The following is a 17,411-nucleotide window of genomic DNA, read 5'->3' on the forward strand; positions in this document are numbered from 1 at the left end:
TTTAGAGCATTTTGCTTTTGAAAATGCTCTGCGAGCCATGCTTCGGCATGGCTCGCCGCCGCGTAGGCGTAGGCGCAATTCACTTGCGCCGTCAACGCCGGAGCGGGCGTCTTAAAAGCAATCCGCACTATTGGTGCTCGCGAAGGATTCGAATCCCCGCGCTGTAGTCATCCCGCAGCATAGGCCGGTCACAAGGGGCTTGCCCGGTTAGCCGGAGTTTGGCCTGTTTTCGTCCGCGCTCAGCTCCTGGTCAGCTTGCGGTACTTGATGCGGTGCGGGATTTCCGCCTCCTTGCCCAGCCGCTTTTTGCGGTCCTCTTCGTACTCGGTGAAGTTGCCGTCGAAGAAGGTCACCCGGCTGTCGCCCTCGAAGGCCATGATGTGCGTGGCGATGCGGTCAAGGAACCAGCGGTCGTGGCTGATGACCAGCACGCAGCCGGCGAAGCTGAGCAGGCCGTCCTCCAGGGCGCGCATGGTGTTCACGTCCAGATCGTTGGTCGGCTCGTCCAGAAGCAGGACATTGGCCCCCTCCGTGAGAATCCGGGCCAGGTGCACGCGGTTGCGCTCACCCCCGGAGAGCATCCCGATCTTCTTCTGCTGGTCGGCGCCGGTGATGTTGAACCGGCCGAGGTAGGCCCGGGCGTTAACCTCGCGGTTGCCCAGCCGGATGGTGTCCCGGCCTCCGCTGACAGCCTCGAAGACCGACTTGTCCGCCTCAAGGGTATCGCGGTTCTGGTCCACGTGGGCCAGTTTCACGGTTTCGCCCAGGGCGATGCGGCCTTCGTCCGGCTGCTCCTGGCCGGTTATCAGGCGAAAGAGCGTGGTCTTGCCGGCGCCGTTGGGGCCGATGATGCCCACGATGGCTCCGGGAGGGATCAGGAAGCTGACCTTGCTCAGGAGCAGCCGGTCGCCGAAACCCTTGCCCAGCTCCTCGGCTTCAATGACCTTTTGGCCCAAGCGCGGCCCCGCCGGGATGAAGATCTCCAGATCCTTGGCCTGCTTTTCCGAGTTCTGCGACAGAAGCTGCTCATAGGCCCCGATGCGAGCCTTGCTCTTGGCGTGCCGGGCCTTGGGGGACATCCTGATCCACTCAAGCTCGCGCTCCAAGGACTTCTGGCGCTCGGACTCGGCCTTCTCCTCCCGCCGCAGCCGCTCCCGCTTCTGGTCCAGCCAGGAGGAGTAATTGCCCTTCCAGGGGATGCCTTGCCCACGGTCGAGTTCCAGGATCCAGCCGGCCACGTTGTCCAGGAAGAAGCGGTCGTGGGTCACGGCGATGATCGTTCCCGCGTACTGCTGAAGGTGGTGCTCCAGCCAGGCCACCGACTCAGCGTCCAGATGGTTGGTAGGCTCGTCGAGCAGAAGGATGTCCGGCTTCTGCAGGAGCAGTCGGCAGAGGGCCACTCGGCGGCGCTCACCTCCGGAGACGAGGTTCAGGGGCATGTCCGGGGGCGGGCAACGCAAGGCGTCCATGGCCATTTCCAGGCGGCTCTCCAGGTCCCAGGCCTCGGCTGCGTCCAGCTTCTCCTGGACTTCGCCCTGGCGGGTGATCAGCGCGTCCATTTCCGCGTCGCTCATGGGCTCGGCGAAACGAGCGTTGATTTTCTCGAACTCCTTAAGCAGGGCCACGGTTTCGGCCGCTCCCTCTTCCACGATCTCGCGCACCGTGCGTGTCTCGTTTGCCAGGGGCTCCTGCTCAAGGTAGCCGATGGTGTATCCGGGAGAGAGCACGGTCTCGCCCTGGAACTCCTGGTCCACTCCCGACAGGATCCGGAGCAGGCTCGACTTGCCCGAGCCGTTCATGCCCAGGACGCCGATCTTGGCGCCGTAGAAGTAGGAGAGCGAGATGTCCTTGAGGATGGGCTTCTTATCGTAGAATTTGCTCACCCGGACCATGGAGTAAATAATCTTGTTCGGTTCAATGGTGCTCATGGCTGACCGTCTTATGGTTGGGGTTTGGGACCGCAGTGCGGCTGAAGGCTAATAACGGGAGGGGATGGGGATGGCAACGTTGAATTGACCCTGGCGACAATAGGATGAATCAGACGCCCAGACCCGTTTTGCTATGGGCCACGGAGGGTCGTAGCTTAAGGTTGGCGCTAGGCAGGCATGTATATCGTCGCTGACTTTACCATTTCCTTATTACATACTATATAACCAACTAACTGGGATCGTTTAAATATTTCCTTTTCTCCTTGAAGTTCATGAGGTTTCCCGTGCTATCCATTCGCTCTCTGGGGGTTGCGTATCAACGCAATGGCCAGCGTACGACGGTTCTGGATGATATAAGTCTGGATATCGACGCAGGCGAGTTCGTCTCCATTCTCGGCCCCTCGGGTTGCGGCAAGACGACTCTATTGCGCTGCCTCGCCGGCCTGACAATGCCCACGACTGGCGAGATACTGCACAACGGCGCGCGGCAAGCCCCCGGCGCAGGCACGGCCATGGTCTTCCAGGATTACATGAACTCGCTCTTCCCTTGGAAGACCGTGCAGGACAACGTGGCCTTTGCCCTGCACGATCGGAGGCTGTCCCGCCGCGAACGCAAGGAGATCGCTTTGCGACAGCTCGCGACCGTGGGCCTTGCGGAGCATGCAGACCGTCATCCCTGGGAGCTTTCCGGCGGCATGCAGCAGCGTGTGGCCATAGCCCGAGCCCTTGCCAGGGAGGCTGGCGCATTGCTAATGGACGAGCCGTTCGCATCCCTGGATGCCCAGACCCGCTACGCTCTGGAGGACCTGCTCCTCGATGTTTGGCGGCGGTACGCGCAAACCGTCCTCTTCGTCACCCATGATATCGACGAGTCCATCTACCTATCCGACCGCATAGTCGTCCTCGGGGACAATCCCGGGGTAATACGGGGCATCGTGGCCGTGGACCTGTCCCGACCCAGGCATCAGCTGAACACCCGGGCCGACTCCCGCTTCACGGATCTGCGCGCGGCCATTCACGATTTGCTTGCCGTAAGCGGCCAGACATGAGCGGCTGCATCTTGCGGAGATCGACAGTGGCGGGCTTTCTACTCCTTGGCGGGTTATCCCTGGTATGGGAAGTCATTGCCCTGGGTCGATGGAGCAGCGGTCAACTGCCCAGCATCATCGAGGTGGCAGGCCGCTTGCTGAACTCGGACGCTCGAAACCTCCTGGCCGGCGAGTTGCTCGCCACCGCGCGTCTGTCTTTGCTCGGGTTCACGGTTGGAGGGCTGGCGGGCATTGCCCTGGGACTAATTCATGGCCTGTATCCCGCCGTGCGCCAGGCCACGGGCATGTTCGTGGAAGGCCTCAGGCCGCTGCCATCAGTGGCGCTCATCCCCCTGGGCCTGCTCTTCTTGGGTATGGACGAATCGCTCAACGTGGCCATTACCGCTTTTGCCTGCTGCTGGCCTGCATTCGTCGGCACGCGGGACGCAGTGCGCGGGGTGAGCCCAATCCTCCTGGAAACGGCCCACGGCCTCGGCCTGAAACCGGGGCGCATCGCCCGTCACGTGATCCTGCCGGCGATCGTGCCCGAGATTCTGACAGGCTTGCGCATCGGCCTGGGCATCGCCCTTGCCGTGGAAGTTTCTCTGGAAATGGTCGTTTCCACCCGAGGTATTGGCGCCCTGGCCATGACAGCGGCCTTTTCCGGACGCACGGCGGACCTCTATGCCGCGATTGCCCTGGTCGGCTTGCTCGGATTCACGTTCAATAAAGGTTTTGTCCTGCTGCAGCGCATGGCCGTGCGCCGCTACGGTCTGCCTGTGGGGGGCAGGGCATGAGCCGCCGGCCGCGCTGGCAAGGCTTGGCCTTCTGCCTGGCCATGGGTCTTGCTTGGGAAGCCGTCGCCCTTGTCGGGTTGTTTCCATCCAGGCTGTTCCCCCCATTTTCTCTCGTCCTGACCAAGCTGATGGACTTGAACATCCAGGGCACGCTTCCCTCGGCTTTGGCGGTGACCCTCGGGCACATGGCCGCCGGTTTCTTTCTGGCGGCAATGCTGTCCATTCCCTGCGGCATAGCCATGGGCCACTCTCGGCGCATCGAGGACCTGTTCTCGCCGACAGTCGAGAGTCTGCGCTCCCTTCCACCGGGCGTAGTCGTCCTTCCGGCCATGCTTTTTCTAGGTATCGGCGGCCTTATGCATGTCTTTGTCGTCTTTTTCGCCTGTGTCTTCCCCATTCTCCTGAACACAGCGGACAGTGTGCGCTCCATTCCCAAGCCATTCCTGGATACAGCGCGCAACCTTGGCGTGGGCCGTTTACGCCTTGCCTGCGAAGTCCTCGCACCAGCGGCCTTGCCTGGTCTCTTTTCCGGGCTGAAGACGGCCATGCCCGTGGCCTTCATTGTAGCCATGATCAGCGAAATGGTTGGTGGTTCGGAAGGGCTGGGACATTATCTGCTCAGGTCGCAACGGAGCTTCGATATTCCCGAGATGTACGCGGGGATCATTGAGGCGAGCCTGGCAGGCATGGTCCTGAGCAAAGGGCTTAGCATTCTTGAGATGCGTTGCCTTACTTGGTATTTTGCAAGAAATAGCTTATTAAGAAATACCCCCTAGCATGTTTCAGTTGGTGGATGAATACTGGTTATCCTATTTCAAGACGTAAACCTTCGGCGGCAGGCTAGTCAGCAAGGAGCCATGCATGAAGAGATGCTTTGTCATTGGCGTTCTCCTGTGCATTGCGGCGCTCTCATTCCATGTTCCGACATGGGCGGAGTGGTTGGGACCGGTGCGTGTCGGCTACATCCCCATTGGCGACTGCCTGCAGCTATATGTGGCCGACGAGCTCGGCTACTTCCGCGAAAACGGCCTGAAGGTGCACCTGCGCCCCATCAAGGGCGGTCCGCTCATCGCCATGGCTGTCGAGTCCGGCGACCTGGACGTGGGTTGGTCCAACACGGTTTCTCTTGCCGTGGCCCACGACAAGGGCTTCGACTTCGCCATCCTAGCGCCCGGTGCCGAGCAGACGACAGGGCCGGACCACTGCACGCACAGCCTACTCGTTGCCCGAAATTCAGGCCTGCGCTCCATGGGAGATCTCGCCGGCAGAACCGTGGCGGTCAACGCCTTGGCCAACATCAACGATCTAGCCGTAAAGGCTCTGCTTGCGGAGCAAGGTTTGGATTACTCCCGCGTCAGGTTGGTGGAGGTGCCTTTCCCGCAGATGGAGGCGGCCCTGGCCAGCGGCTCGGTCCAGGCAGCCCTGCTGACCGAACCATTCATCACCGCGGCGTTGCGCAAGGGCACTGCGGAAATTCTAGTCAGGACGCCGCACGGAGTCTTCGGGAAGCGTTTCCTCGTGGCCACCTGGTTCTCCAGGCGGGCCTGGATCAAGGCCGAGCCCGCCAAGGCAGAGGCCTTCAGGAAGGCGGTCCTGCGGGCTTCGGACTACATTGCCGCTAACCCCGAGAGCGCGCGGGACATCTTGGCCCGTCGCGCGGGGATCGATCCTTCCCTGGCGCGCGGAATCAGCCTGCCACTGTTCCCGGCCGAAAGCCTTGAGCCTGAGTTGCAGGGTGTGATCGATCAGGCCTACAAATACGGCCTCATCAAGCGGCCTATCTCACCTGGCAGCCTGTTAATGAACGAGTCTCATTGATATGGCTACATCAGTCGGCCGCTACGCAAACGCTGCGGAACGGCTGCTTGAATCGGGGCTCGCGCGAACCCCCGGCAAGGCAGCTCTCATCTTCGACGGCTCGGTCACGAATTATGAACAGCTGTTCCACCAGGCGATATCCTTTGGAAATCTGATAAGGACCAAGGGCATCGCGCCTGGGGACCGGGTGGCCATCCTGCTTCCGGACTGCCCGGCCTTTGTTCAGACTTTCCTTGGAGCCATGCTCGCTGGCGCCGTGCCCGTGCCGATGAGTCCAGCCGCGCCTACGGAGCAGTTGGAGTTCATGCTCGCGGACTCGGGCGCACGGGCACTGGTGTTGGAGCAGGGTAGGACAGCCATTTCGCCTTTTAGCGGATTCACCATTCAATGCGGCCTCGCAGGAGTCGACGCAAGATTGGACGCATCCGGCTTCTCACCGCACGTTCCCGCGCACGATGACTTGGCCTTCATGCTCTATACCTCCGGGTCTACGGGCAAGCCCAAGGGTGTGCCGCATAGGCATGCCGACTTGGGAGTTCCGCTGGAAGCCTGGGGACGTCCGGTGCTGGGGATAACATCGGATGACGTGCTCCTGAGCGCGAGCAAACTATCCTTCTCTTATGGGCTCCAGGTGCAGTTAGCGGTGGGTTTGGCTGCCGGAGCCACGATTGTCCTCCATTCCGGCCAATCGGATGGAGACTCGCTTTTGGCCCTTATGACTGAAGTCCGGCCAACGATCATTTGCGCCGTCCCGTCCGTCTATGCGCTTCTGACTCGCACCTTGTTCGAACCGTGCGATCTCTCTCCGCTACGCCTGTGCGTTTCCTCCGGCGAGGCCATGCCTGCGGCCTTGCATGAGGCGTGGCGCGGCCTGACGGGACTGGAGGTAGTGGAAGGCTTTGGCTCCACCGAGGCCTTCACCACATGCATGTCGAACCGCCCAGGCCACAATAGACCCGGAACCATGGGCACGCCTGTGCCTGGCTTCGATGCGCGCATCGTGGATGAACAGGGACGCGAGGTCGCTCCGGGTGCGGAGGGCCGGCTGCAAATACGGGGCCCTGGTATCATACCCTACTACTGGAACAGGCCCGACAGCACGGCCAAGTCCTTGCTGCTCGGAGGCTGGCTGGACACTGGAGATCGTTGCGTGCGGGCGTCCGATGGCTACCGTCACCTGGGGCGCTCGGACGACCTAATTCGTTCTGGCGGGCAATGGGTCTCGCCGTTCCCAGTGGAGATTTGCCTGCGCGAGCACCCGGCCGTGGCGGACTGCGCGGTGGCGGCCTGCCGTATCCAGGGTCTGGAGTACCCCGGAGCGTTCGTGGTCCTGCGCTCACAGCACCCCCCCCATGCGGAATTAGCCGGAGAGCTTCGCCGCTATATGGCGGGACGCTTGCCACGCCACATGTGCCCGGTGCGGGTGGCCTTTGTAGAGGAGTTGCCACGAACCGTCACGGGCAAGGTGCAGCGCCACAGATTACGGCAATGAGGCTGCGTCGGCACGGGCCGATTGGCGGAGAAAACCTGCAACGATTAAGGAGAGGCTCATGAGCGTCACCCGCGAAGATTTGAAGAAGCTGCTGCTGGCTGCTGGGATCAAGCAGGACGTTGTTAAGGGAATCGAGCCTGATGTGCCGCTGACGCAGCAAGGTGTGGATTCCGTGGACTACCCGTCGCTCCTGGAGACCATTAAGGAGCGCCTGGGCGTGGAGATCGCCAACGAGGACGCCTGCTCGCTCAAGACGCTGAGCGATTTCGAGAAGTACCTCAATAAGAAGAAGTAGGCAGCCGAAGCACAGGCGGATAGAGCGATCCCACATCTGTTACCCCCAGGTTACCCCCAGTCCCAAGCGAGTTACCCCTCCAAGAAAAAGCCGGCTTAAGTAGCCGGCTTTTCTTATCATTCTTGGTGCGCCCGGGAGGATTCGAACCCCCGGCCCACTGCTTAGAAGGCAGTTGCTCTATCCACCTGAGCTACGGGCGCGTGAAGCAGGAGACTATATGGGAGCCTTGGGTCGTGGTCAAGGCCGGAGCTATGCGTAAGTAAGCGTCGCGCAGACGAAACAAGCTCCACGGAGCTGCCATGCATCAGCCATGGTTCAGCGGCACTGCCCGTATCGTCACCAGGGTCACGTCGTCGGCGAGACGTGGGGCGAAGCGTTCCACGGCGGCGACCACGGCGTTGCGCGTATCCTCGGCCCCTCGGCCCGCCGAACTGCGGACCACGGCCCGCAGGCGCTGCTTGCCGAAGAACTCCCCGGACTCGTTGCGTGCTTCGGGAATACCGTCGGTGCCGATGACCAGGACTTGGCCAGGCGCTATTTCCATGCGGCCCAGTTCGAAGGTGGCTTCGGGCACAACGCCGAGGGCCATGCCGTTGCCCTCAAGCTCCTCGAAACGGCCGCTGGCTGGATCGTAAAGCAGGGCGGGCTCATGGCCAGCGCGCACCCAGGATATGCTCTTGCCATCGGGCTCCAGGCGGCAGAGGAACAGGGTGATGAACTGCCCCGTTCCGCCGGCATCGCGGCACAGGTCGCGATTCAGGGCGGCCACGGCCTCGGCCAGGTCGACCTTGGAAGCGACGTTACGCCGCAGGAGCGCGCGCACCGAGACCATGAACAGAGCGGCTGGCACGCCATGGCCCGAAACATCCGCCACGGCCACGCCCACGGCTCCATTGTCCAGGTCGAGGTAATCGTAAAAGTCGCCGCCTGTCTCCTCGCTGTACAGGCAGGTCGCGGCAAGTTCCCAGCCATCGGCCTTGGGCGGCCTGGCCGGCAGCAGATTCTGCTGGATCTCCTTGGCAAGGGCCAGTGAATGGCGCATGCGCTCGCGCTCCTCCAGCCCCGCGGCCATTTCGTTGATGACTTCGCTTACGTAGCCCATCTCGTCGTTGCGCAGCACGCTCACCCGCGCCGACAGGTCCCCGCGCCGTATGCGCTCCAAGGCGTCGATCATGGCCGTGAAGTGTCGGCGCATGGTGTGACCCATGAACATGCTGAGGCTTATGCCGATGGTCAGGAAGACCAATGTGTGCGAGCGGATGTGCTGAGAAACGTCCTGCCATACGGAACCCATGCCCGGGAGGCGTATGTAGGTCAGCTCCACGAAAGAGAGCAGCGGGATGAGGCTGGTGGCCGCGAAGAGCATGAGCATGCGCACGCTCAACGACATACGCACTGCGCCGGAAGCGGATACCGGGCTGCTCGCGGGCAGGACATGCTGCGCCAGAAAGCGCTGCACCGCGTATTCCGAGAGGAAAAATACGGCAGCGGCCGTTACGAGGCCGACGTTCAGACCCATGAACAGCACGGCCGTGAGTAGTTCGCTATCCTCGCCATGAAGCGTGAGATGCGGCACCACGGCCAGCGTCAGCCCGAACCATACGACCAGATTGAGGACCGCGACGAAGTAGGGTTCGTTGAGCAGCCGTCGGCGCACCTGCACGGAGGAATCTTCCGGCCGGGCCAAGCCGGTTGCGGTTCGGCGCAGGTGGCGGCGCACGGGGCGTTCGTACAGGTAGACCAGCAGATAGATGCCGCCCAGGACGAAGGGCCGCAGCCAAGCCTCTGTACGCTCCAGGAAGGCCATGGACTCGGATGAGAGGGCCAGCAGGCCGTCGTGGAACATGGCCTCGCTGAACAGGTCGCTAAACAGATTGGCTGCCAGTACGGACAAGAATATGGCATTGGCGCGCAGATAATAGCGCAGCCTTTGGGCAAGGGTCATGAGCGGTCCTCTAGAGCAGATTGCTTTTAATACGCCCGCTCCGGCGTTGACGGCGCAAGTGAATTGCGCCTACGCCGAAGCTAGCGGCAAGCCATGCCGTCGCATGGCTTGCAGAGCATTTTCAAAAGCAAAATGCTCTAATGTACGCCGTTCAGGGCGAGGTGGTAGATGGGCTTAGCCCCTGAGGCCGAGAGCGTCAAGGCCGGCTGCGCTGGACATCCGAACCGATCCGGCGCTTGGTGGAACCGTTGCCTGGCCTGGGGAAACGGGGTATGCAAACCGATCCGTATTCCCTCTCAGCGAGGCTGCCTTGTCAGAACGATTTGTGACCTTCGCGGAGTTCTCGGCCTATCTCGACAGGCTGGGCCTGTTCCACATGGACCTGACCCTGGACAGGGTTCGCGAGTTCGCCCGTCGAGCCGGTCTCGGCCGGCCGCCCTTTGCCGTGGCCCATGTGCTGGGCACCAACGGCAAGGGCTCCACATCGACTTTCCTTGAATCCATCGCCCGCGAGCACAGCCTGAAAACGGGCCTGTACACCTCACCGCACTTTCTCTCCTTCCGCGAGCGCATCAAAGTCGGCGGCCGCATGTTGCCGGAGGAACGCTGGACCTGCCTGGCCAATCGGGCCATGTCCATCGGCGGCGACCTGGGCTTGACCTACTTCGAGCTTTTGACCTGCATGGCCGTGCTGGCCTTTGCCGAAGACGGCGTGGAGCTGGCGGTCATGGAGGCCGGCCTCGGCGGCCGCTACGACGCGGTAAGCGCTTTCGAAACGGACCTGACGCTGTTCACGCCCATCGGGTTGGACCACATGCGCATTTTGGGCGACACGCTCGTGGAGATCGCGGCGGACAAGGCCGATGCCATGCCCCAGCGCGAGGGGGGAGGGCTGGCCGTGACCGGCTGGCAGGAGCCCGAAGCCTTGGCCGTACTCAGGTCCGTGGCCGAGCGCAAGTCCGCGCGGCTGCTTATGGCCGACTGGCTGGCCGTTTTGCCGGACGGCCTGCGCCTACGCCTGGCAGGTCCGCACCAGCGTCAGAACGCCTTGCTGGCCCTGGCCGGTTGGCGGCTGATTACAACTGCTCTGGGGCGCGAACCGGATGCCTTGGCCGAGGCCAGGGGCCTGGAGCGGGCCTTCATACCCGGCAGGTTACAGCATTGCCCCGGCGTTTCCGGCGTGAGTCCCGATCTGCTGCTGGACGGCGCGCACAACGAGCCGGGCCTGCGCGCGCTGCTGGCCGCGGTGGAGGAGTTGCATCCTCGGCCGGCGGCACTACTTTTCTCCTGCCTCAAGGACAAGGAGCTGTCGGTCATGGCCCCTCTGGCCGCGGGGCTTACGGACGGCCCCATCCTGGTGACGGGCCTGCCGGGCTGCGAGCGATCCAGGGACCCGGTCGAGATAGCAACGTTTTTTGCCGCTCTAGGACGCGAAACGTGGCCTTTTCCCGATCCCGAAGCTGCCCTGGCCGACTTGGCGACCTTCGACGGCCCTGTATTGGCCTGCGGTTCCTTGTATTTGCTGGCCGCTTTGTATACAAAACGGCCCGAGTGCCTGGAAAACGCCGCCTCGGCGTGACTTTTGCTTGAACGTAAGGACAGACAGCCGTGCCCAATCTTTTTCGACTGCTGCCTCCGGTGGATCAGGCCCTGCATCGTTTGGCCGGTGAACCGGAACTGGCCGCCATGCCCCGGCCGCTGTTGCGCGACCTTGTGAACAAGTTCCTGGATCTGTGCCGCGAGGAGATCAAGGCCGGCGTCATCGCCTCGGAAGAGCAGCTTGTGTCCGATACGTTCTTCCGGCGCATGACCTGCTTCGTGCGCTCGCAGTCCCGGCCCCATTTCCGGCGCGTGCTCAACGCGACAGGCGTGGTCATCCACACCAATCTCGGGCGCTCGCTGCTGGCCGAGTCGGCCATCGAGGCCGTGACCGAGGCCTGCCGCAACTATTCGAACCTTGAGTTCAATCTGGATACGGGCAAGCGCGGCAGCCGCTACAGCCATGTGGAAGAGCTGCTGTGCCGCCTTACCGGGGCCGAAGCTGCCCTGGTGGTCAACAACAACGCTTCGGCGGTGCTGCTCTGCCTGGAGACGCTGGCCAAAGGCCGGGAGACCATCGTTTCCCGTGGACAGCTGGTGGAGATCGGCGGCTCGTTCCGCATCCCGGACGTCATGGCCCGCTCGGGCTCCATCCTGGTGGAGGTCGGGGCCACCAACCGCACCCATCCGCGCGACTATGAGAACGCCATCAACGAGAATACGGCCCTGCTGCTGCGGGTGCACACCTCCAACTACCGCATGATCGGTTTCACCCTCGAGACCACGGCGGAGGAGTTGGTGGAAATCGGCCGTCGCCGGAACATTCCGGTAATGGAGGACTTGGGCTCGGGTTGCTTCTTCGACCTGCGGCCCATGGGCTTTCAGTTCGAGCCCATGGTCCAGGACGTGGTGGCCTCGGGCGCGGACGTGGTGACCTTCAGCGGCGACAAGGTCCTGGGCGGACCCCAGGCCGGCATCATCGTGGGCCGGCGCGAATACATCGAGAAGATCAAGCGCAACCCCATCAACCGGGCCATGCGCATCGACAAGATGACCCTGGCCGCGTTGGAGGCCACGCTGCGCCTCTATCTGGATCCGGAGCTGGCCCGGCGCGAGATTCCGACCATCGCCATGATCACGGCCGAGCCGGACGAATTGAAGAAAAAGGCCCAGGCCCTGGCCCGGCTGCTCAAACGCGAATTATCCGGCCGTTTGGACATCGCCACGCGGCCCGGCGTGTCCCGCGTGGGCGGCGGCTCCTTCCCGGAGCGCGACCTGCCCACCACCGTGGTGACCGTGAAGCCCACGTCCGGCGGCGCCCAAGCCCTGGAGACCCTAAAGTACAATCTGCGCACCGCCGAGCCGCCACTCATCGGCTACATCGAGGAAGACGCCTTTTGCCTCGACCCGCGCACCCTGAGAAACGACGAATTCCGCCTCGTCTCCGCGTCCCTGGCCCAGGCCCTGGACATGGCGGGAGACGGGAGCGCCTGCCATAACTGACAATCACCGCAAGGAGCATCGTACGTGACCAAAAAGAAGAATGCCGTCCCGGCCGGTCTCGAGTCCGAGCCCAAGAGCTGCTGGGAAATCTACGATACCCCGGCCCACGAAAAGGCCATGGAAAAGCTGGCCCGATCCTACGTGGACTTCCTGTCCCGCTGCAAGACCGAGCGCGAGAGCGTCGAGTACGTGGTGGAGCGCCTCAAGCAGGCCGGTTTCAAGCCCGACCTGAGCGAGGCTGCCTGCTACCGCGTCAAGCGCGACAAAACCATCTTCATCGCCCGCAAGGGCAAGCGGCCGCTGTCCGATGGCTTCCGCTTCCTGGGCGCGCACGCCGACACCCCGCGCCTGGATCTCAAGCAGCATCCGCTCTACCAGGAGGCCGAGGTGGGCCTGGCCAAGACCCACTATTACGGCGGCATCCGCAAGCACCAGTGGCTGGCGCGGCCTCTGGCCCTGCACGGCGTGGCCGTGAAGAAGAACGGCCAGGCCGTGACCATAGTCATCGGCGAGGACCCGAACGATCCGGTATTGACCATTGCCGACCTGCTGCCGCACCTGGCCTACAAGCAGGTGGAGCAGAAGCTTTCCGACGCCTTCGAGGCCGAGAAGCTCAACGTCATCTTCGGCCATTCGCCCGCCGAGAACAGCGACGAGGAAAATGGCAACGGCACCGGCAAGAAGCGCATCAAGCGCCGCATGCTGGAAATCCTCGACGAGCGCTACGGCTTGGTGGAGGACGACCTGTACAGCGCCGAAATGCACATTGTGCCGGCCGGTCCGGCGCGTTTCGTGGGGCTGGACCGCGCGCTCATCGGTGGCTACGGCCACGACGACCGCGTATGCCTGTTTGCGGCTCTGGAGGCCTTCTTGCGCGCCGACCAGCCCGAGTACACCCAGGTCGTGGTCTTCTGGGACAAGGAGGAGATCGGCTCCGAAGGCTCCACAGGCGCCAAGTCCAAGTTCTTCGAGTACTGCCTCATGGATATGCTCGAAGCCTGGGAACCCAAGACCAAGCTGCACCACGTAATGGAACTGTCCAAGGCCGTGTCCGCCGACGTGCATGGAGCCCTGGACCCGGACTTCCAGGAACTGCACGACAAGCTCAACGCCGCGTTGCTGGGCTACGGCCCCTGCTTCTGCAAGTTCACCGGCCATCGCGGCAAGGTCGGCGCCAACGACGCGCACCCCGAGTACGTGGCCTGGCTGCGCAACGTGCTGGACGAGGCCGGCGTGCCCTGGCAGATGGCTGAACTGGGCAGGGTGGACTTGGGCGGCGGCGGCACCGTGGCCAAGTATCTGGCCGAGTACGGCATGGACATTATCGACTTCGGCACGCCCGTGCTGTCCATGCACAGCCCCTTCGAGATCATCAGCAAGGTCGACCTGTACGCCACGACGCTGGCGTATGAAGCGTTTTTGAAGAAGTAGGAGAATCGGGGCTGGCTGCCCCGAACCCCGCGTGGGGGAGTGCGACTCCCCCACGCCCCCATCTTTGCGGCGCTGCGTTCGCGGAGGACCGCGAACGCAGCGCCGCGAGCTTGGGTAGAGTCCCATGTCGCGTGCTTGCTGACGCGAAATAAAAAGTTTTAGGAAAGGGGTCCGGGGGAAAGCCCTTTTCCCAAAAGGGTTTCCCCCGGCTTCTTCCTTCTCATCCCAGTAAAGGAGTCCTCCATGCCAATTATCATGGGTACCGCCGGGCATATCGACCACGGCAAGACGAGCCTCGTGCGCGCGCTCACGGGCATCGACTGCGACCGGCTGGAGGAGGAGAAGCGCCGGGGCATTACCATCGAGCTCGGCTTCGCCTACCTGGACCTGCCGGGCATTGACCGTCTGGGTATCGTGGACGTGCCGGGCCATGAACGCTTCGTGAAAAACATGGTCGCGGGCGCGGCGGGCATCGACTTCGTCATGCTGGTCATCGCCGCGGACGAGGGCGTCATGCCTCAGACCCGCGAGCATCTGGAAATCTGCTCCCTTTTGGGCACGGACACGGGCCTGGTGGCTCTGACCAAGGTGGACATGGTGGACGAGGAAATGCTGGAGCTGGTCCAGGAGGACATCAGCGAGTTCCTGCAGGGCACCTTCCTCGAAGGCGCGCCGGTCATGCCTGTGTCCTCGCACACGGGCCAGGGCATGGACGCGCTCAAGGCCAAGCTGGCCGAGATCGCCACGAGCTTCAAGCCCAGGCGGCGCACGGACCTCTTCCGCCTGCCCATTGACCGCATCTTCTCCATGAAGGGCTACGGCACGGTCATCACCGGCACGCTTATCGCCGGCGCGGTCGGCGTGGGTCAGGATGTGCTGGTTTATCCGCAGCAGAAGCCCACCAAGGTGCGCACCATCCAGGTCCATGGCCGCGCGGCCGAAAAGGCCCTGGCCGGGCAGCGCACGGCCGTGAACCTGGCCGGCGTGGAAGTGGAGGAGTTGGAGCGCGGGCAGGTGCTGGCCGTGCCGGGCTCGCTTTTTCCGTCCCTGACTTGGGACATCGAGTTGACCTTGCTCAAGAGCGCGTCCAAGCCGCTCAAGCACCGCAAGGAAGTGCACTTCCATCACGGCAGCCGCGAAGTGCTCGCGCGCGTCTACCTGCTGGACCGCGACCAGCTCATGCCGGGCGAGACCTGCGCCTGCCAGGTGCGCTTCGAGGAACCGCTCGTGGGCGTATATGGCGACCGCGTGGTGCTGCGCTCCTATTCGCCCCTGCGCACCATCGGCGGCGGCAAGCTCATCAACCCCCTGGGCCGCAAGGTCAAGCGCCGCTCGGAGCAGGTGCAGGTGCTGTACTCGCTTGCGGGCGGCGAGCCCGAGGCGCTGGCCTTGGGCCAACTGCGTCTGGCCGGACCAGAGGGCCTGAGCTTCGCACAGCTCGTGACCATGACCAACCTGGAGAGCAAGGCCCTGGAGAAGATGCTGGGGCAGCTCGGCGGCCAGCAGAAGGCCTTCCTGTTCGACAAGGATGCGCGCGTGTACGTTTCCGGCGCGCTGCTGGACGAGCTTTGCGCTTCGGCCGCGGCCTTCACGACTGAGTACCACCGCAAGAATCCCCTCAAGCCGGGCTTGTCACGAAGTGAGCTGGCTTCGGATTGGGGCAAGGGGCTTCCTGCCAAGCTGTTCCACTTCGTTGTGGAACGGCTTTTGAAGAGAGGAGAGCTGATCGCTGATCAGGAAGTGTTGCGCCTGCCTGGCCACAAGGTTTCACTCGCCTCGGACGAGGCGAAAATGAGGGGCTCCATCCTCGCGGCTTACGAGCAGGGCGGCATTACGCCACCCAACCTCAAGGACGTGCTCGATCCACTCGGGGTGGATTTCAAGCAGGCCGCGCCGGTGTTCAAGCTCCTGCAGGATCAAGGCGAATTGCTGAAGATCAAGGAAGACATGTATTTCAGCCGTTCGGCCATGGAGAAGCTCAAGGGCATGATCGTGGGTTTCTTCGAGAAGCAGGAAGAGATGGGTCCTCCTGATTTCAAGGAACTCACGAGCCTGTCGCGCAAGTACGCCATCCCCGTGCTGGAGTACCTGGACAAGGAAAAGATCACCGTGCGCGTGGGCGACAAGCGCCGCTTGCGCAAGAGATAGGGCTGGAATGCAAGCCAGCCTGTCGGTCGGTGAACCCAAAAGAGGTGGATGCCGATGAAAGCGTACGGGAGGAGGGGAGCTTGCCTCGATTTAGCGCCCCTTGACCAGGCGTATTTCCGCAGGGTCGATGCGTACGTTGCATATAACGGCAGTCACATCCTCGTTGAGAACGACTTGAACAGGCTGCTGCGTGTAAAGAATTTTGCAGGTGTCTTGGCCTTGCTGGATACCAGGATAGACAGGCACGGCTGCTCCAGGCTGAACCTCATCCGGGCCGAGACGCTCCACCAACTCGGTCGCTCGGACGAGGCTTATGCCGAGTGCCAGAGGATCGCCAAGGTCCATGATGCCGACCCCGACGTATGGGCGCTGTTGGGATGGCTGGAGATGGCCGCAGGGCGTTCCTCCATGGCGCTCAGTCTCTTCAAGCGAGCCCTGCGCGTGGATCCGGGTCACGTCATGAGTCTGGTTAACAGCGCCTACTTGTCGCGTTCCCAGGCTTGCCATGCTCATGACGGTCCGTCCGAAGTCTTGGGCAGGCGCGTGTGCATCGCCACGAGCATTCCGCCCAAGCACACGGAGATTACTAGAGCCTGCGTGTCCACCTGGCTTTCCGCTGGTTTCGAAGTGCTCTCCGTGAACCCCGCCGAGGAGCTTCCGCTCCTGGAGCCGCGGTTCCCTGAAGTGCGCTTCGTGGCGGCCCCGCGAGACGGCCGCGAGCATTTCGGCAAGCCTCTGGTCTACATCGAGGACATGCTCAAGGCGCTCGAGGAGACCGGCGCCGATGTGTTGGGCATTGTCAACGCCGACATCGCCTTTTGCCGTGGCGGCGACTTCCTGGGCTTCGTAATTCGCCAGGCCGAAGGCGGCATGCTTTTCGGGCCCAGAGTGGACATCGCCAGACCTGATGCACAGGCTGCCGGCCTGTACCATTGTGGTTTCGACTATTTCTTTTTTGACCGCGAGGCCGTGCCGGACCTTGCTGACTCGGGGTTTTGCATCGGCGTGCCCTGGTGGGACATCTTTTTCCCGTACGCCTTTCTGCTGCAGGGCCTGCCAGTGCGCATGAATCTCTCGCCCGTGGCCTACCATCTCGCCCATGACGTGAACTGGTCGGTCAGGGACTTCAATCGCATGGGGCTGCGCTTCGCCCAGATGACCAGTGGCTTGTTTGGCGTGCAGGATCCCGCCGCTGTCATGGCCAAATGCACAGCTTCGACCTTGAATACGTTCATCCACAGCCAGGCCCGCTCGGCCTGCGAGGTGCTGTTCAAGCGTTGCGCGAGTGTCTACTACGACGACTCGCTGTTCACCGAGGTCATGGCTCCAGTGGACGCCGGCAGGCACCTGGATTACATGCGCACTCTACTCTGGCTGAAAAGCGGGCAGCCATCGCCTTACGAGCGGATCATGGGCGGCAGGGCGTGATGCAGGTCGTGGACTGCGCCGTGAAAACGAAAAAGGCGGAACCGAAGTTCCGCCTGAAT

The 17,411-nt window shown here is 62.8% G+C and carries 13 protein-coding genes and 1 tRNA gene; 11 read left to right on the forward strand and 3 right to left on the reverse strand.

Annotation, left to right across the window (positions count from 1 at the left end; all coding sequences use genetic code 11):
• Positions 1-239: 239 nt before the first annotated feature.
• Positions 240-1,928 (reverse strand): energy-dependent translational throttle protein EttA, encoded by a 1,689-nt coding sequence (gene ettA, locus H585_RS0111145; RefSeq protein ID WP_014258332.1) that lies wholly within the window; start codon positions 1,926-1,928, stop codon positions 240-242.
• A 284-nt stretch (positions 1,929-2,212) separates the two neighbouring features.
• Between ettA and H585_RS0111150 the strand changes: the two genes are divergently transcribed.
• From H585_RS0111150 to H585_RS0111175, 6 genes are all read left to right on the forward strand, one after another.
• The gene (locus tag H585_RS0111150) at positions 2,213-2,977 is read left to right on the forward strand and encodes an ABC transporter ATP-binding protein (protein ID WP_027367870.1); all 765 of its coding nucleotides are present in this window, start codon (positions 2,213-2,215) and stop codon (positions 2,975-2,977) included.
• 26 nt (positions 2,978-3,003) lie between these two features.
• Entirely contained in the window at positions 3,004-3,753 is a 750-nt protein-coding gene (locus tag H585_RS21350; protein WP_051183094.1) for an ABC transporter permease, read from the forward strand.
• Positions 3,750-4,529 (forward strand): ABC transporter permease, encoded by a 780-nt coding sequence (locus H585_RS0111160; RefSeq protein WP_027367871.1) that lies wholly within the window; start codon positions 3,750-3,752, stop codon positions 4,527-4,529. The genes H585_RS21350 and H585_RS0111160 overlap by 4 nt, the downstream gene beginning before the upstream one ends.
• An 85-nt stretch (positions 4,530-4,614) precedes the next feature.
• Positions 4,615-5,571 (forward strand): ABC transporter substrate-binding protein, encoded by a 957-nt coding sequence (locus H585_RS0111165; RefSeq protein ID WP_027367872.1) that lies wholly within the window; start codon positions 4,615-4,617, stop codon positions 5,569-5,571.
• Between the two features lies 1 nt (position 5,572).
• Positions 5,573-7,063: an AMP-binding protein gene (locus H585_RS0111170; RefSeq protein ID WP_027367873.1), complete on the forward strand. Its 1,491-nt coding sequence runs from the start codon at positions 5,573-5,575 to the stop codon at positions 7,061-7,063.
• Between the two features lie 58 nt (positions 7,064-7,121).
• Positions 7,122-7,358, forward strand: coding sequence for an acyl carrier protein (locus H585_RS0111175; protein WP_027367874.1), 237 nt, complete (start codon positions 7,122-7,124; stop codon positions 7,356-7,358).
• Between the two features lie 123 nt (positions 7,359-7,481).
• Here H585_RS0111175 and H585_RS0111180 read toward each other — a convergent pair.
• Positions 7,482-7,558, reverse strand: a tRNA-Arg gene (locus H585_RS0111180).
• A gap of 104 nt (positions 7,559-7,662) precedes the next feature.
• Positions 7,663-9,303 (reverse strand): PP2C family protein-serine/threonine phosphatase, encoded by a 1,641-nt coding sequence (locus tag H585_RS0111185; protein WP_027367875.1) that lies wholly within the window; start codon positions 9,301-9,303, stop codon positions 7,663-7,665.
• A 310-nt stretch (positions 9,304-9,613) separates the two neighbouring features.
• Between H585_RS0111185 and H585_RS0111190 the strand changes: the two genes are divergently transcribed.
• From H585_RS0111190 to H585_RS0111210, 5 genes are all read left to right on the forward strand, one after another.
• Positions 9,614-10,882 carry a bifunctional folylpolyglutamate synthase/dihydrofolate synthase gene (locus H585_RS0111190; RefSeq protein ID WP_027367876.1) on the forward strand — a complete coding sequence of 423 codons (1,269 nt, stop codon included), beginning with the start codon at positions 9,614-9,616 and terminating at the stop codon, positions 10,880-10,882.
• A gap of 29 nt (positions 10,883-10,911) precedes the next feature.
• Complete coding sequence (selA, locus tag H585_RS0111195) at positions 10,912-12,345, forward strand: L-seryl-tRNA(Sec) selenium transferase (RefSeq protein WP_027367877.1); 1,434 nt, start codon at positions 10,912-10,914, stop codon at positions 12,343-12,345.
• A 24-nt stretch (positions 12,346-12,369) separates the two neighbouring features.
• On the forward strand, positions 12,370-13,776 hold the full coding sequence (locus H585_RS0111200; protein ID WP_027367878.1) for an aminopeptidase: 1,407 nt from the start codon (positions 12,370-12,372) through the stop codon (positions 13,774-13,776).
• A gap of 243 nt (positions 13,777-14,019) precedes the next feature.
• Positions 14,020-15,924, forward strand: a complete 1,905-nt coding sequence (selB, locus tag H585_RS0111205) for a selenocysteine-specific translation elongation factor (protein ID WP_027367879.1) — start codon at positions 14,020-14,022, stop codon at positions 15,922-15,924.
• Positions 15,925-16,098: 174 nt separating this feature from the next.
• The gene (locus H585_RS0111210) at positions 16,099-17,352 is read left to right on the forward strand and encodes a tetratricopeptide repeat protein (RefSeq protein WP_244432526.1); all 1,254 of its coding nucleotides are present in this window, start codon (positions 16,099-16,101) and stop codon (positions 17,350-17,352) included.
• Positions 17,353-17,411: the final 59 nt, after the last annotated feature.

Source organism: Desulfocurvibacter africanus subsp. africanus DSM 2603, from assembly GCF_000422545.1.
In the GTDB taxonomy this organism is placed as follows: Bacteria; Desulfobacterota; Desulfovibrionia; order Desulfovibrionales; family Desulfovibrionaceae; genus Desulfocurvibacter; species Desulfocurvibacter africanus.

Bases quoted from the DNA above. Each gene is read 5' to 3' on its own strand.
- ettA (WP_014258332.1), bottom strand. From the start codon at position 1,928: ATGAGCACCATTGAACCGAACAAGATTATTTACTCCATGGTCCGGGTG.
- H585_RS0111160 (WP_027367871.1), top strand. From the start codon at position 3,750: ATGAGCCGCCGGCCGCGCTGGCAAGGCTTGGCCTTCTGCCTGGCCATG.
- H585_RS0111165 (WP_027367872.1), top strand. From the start codon at position 4,615: ATGAAGAGATGCTTTGTCATTGGCGTTCTCCTGTGCATTGCGGCGCTC.
- H585_RS0111170 (WP_027367873.1), top strand. From the start codon at position 5,573: ATGGCTACATCAGTCGGCCGCTACGCAAACGCTGCGGAACGGCTGCTT.
- H585_RS0111175 (WP_027367874.1), top strand. From the start codon at position 7,122: ATGAGCGTCACCCGCGAAGATTTGAAGAAGCTGCTGCTGGCTGCTGGG.
- H585_RS0111185 (WP_027367875.1), bottom strand. From the start codon at position 9,303: ATGACCCTTGCCCAAAGGCTGCGCTATTATCTGCGCGCCAATGCCATA.
- selB (WP_027367879.1), top strand. From the start codon at position 14,020: ATGCCAATTATCATGGGTACCGCCGGGCATATCGACCACGGCAAGACG.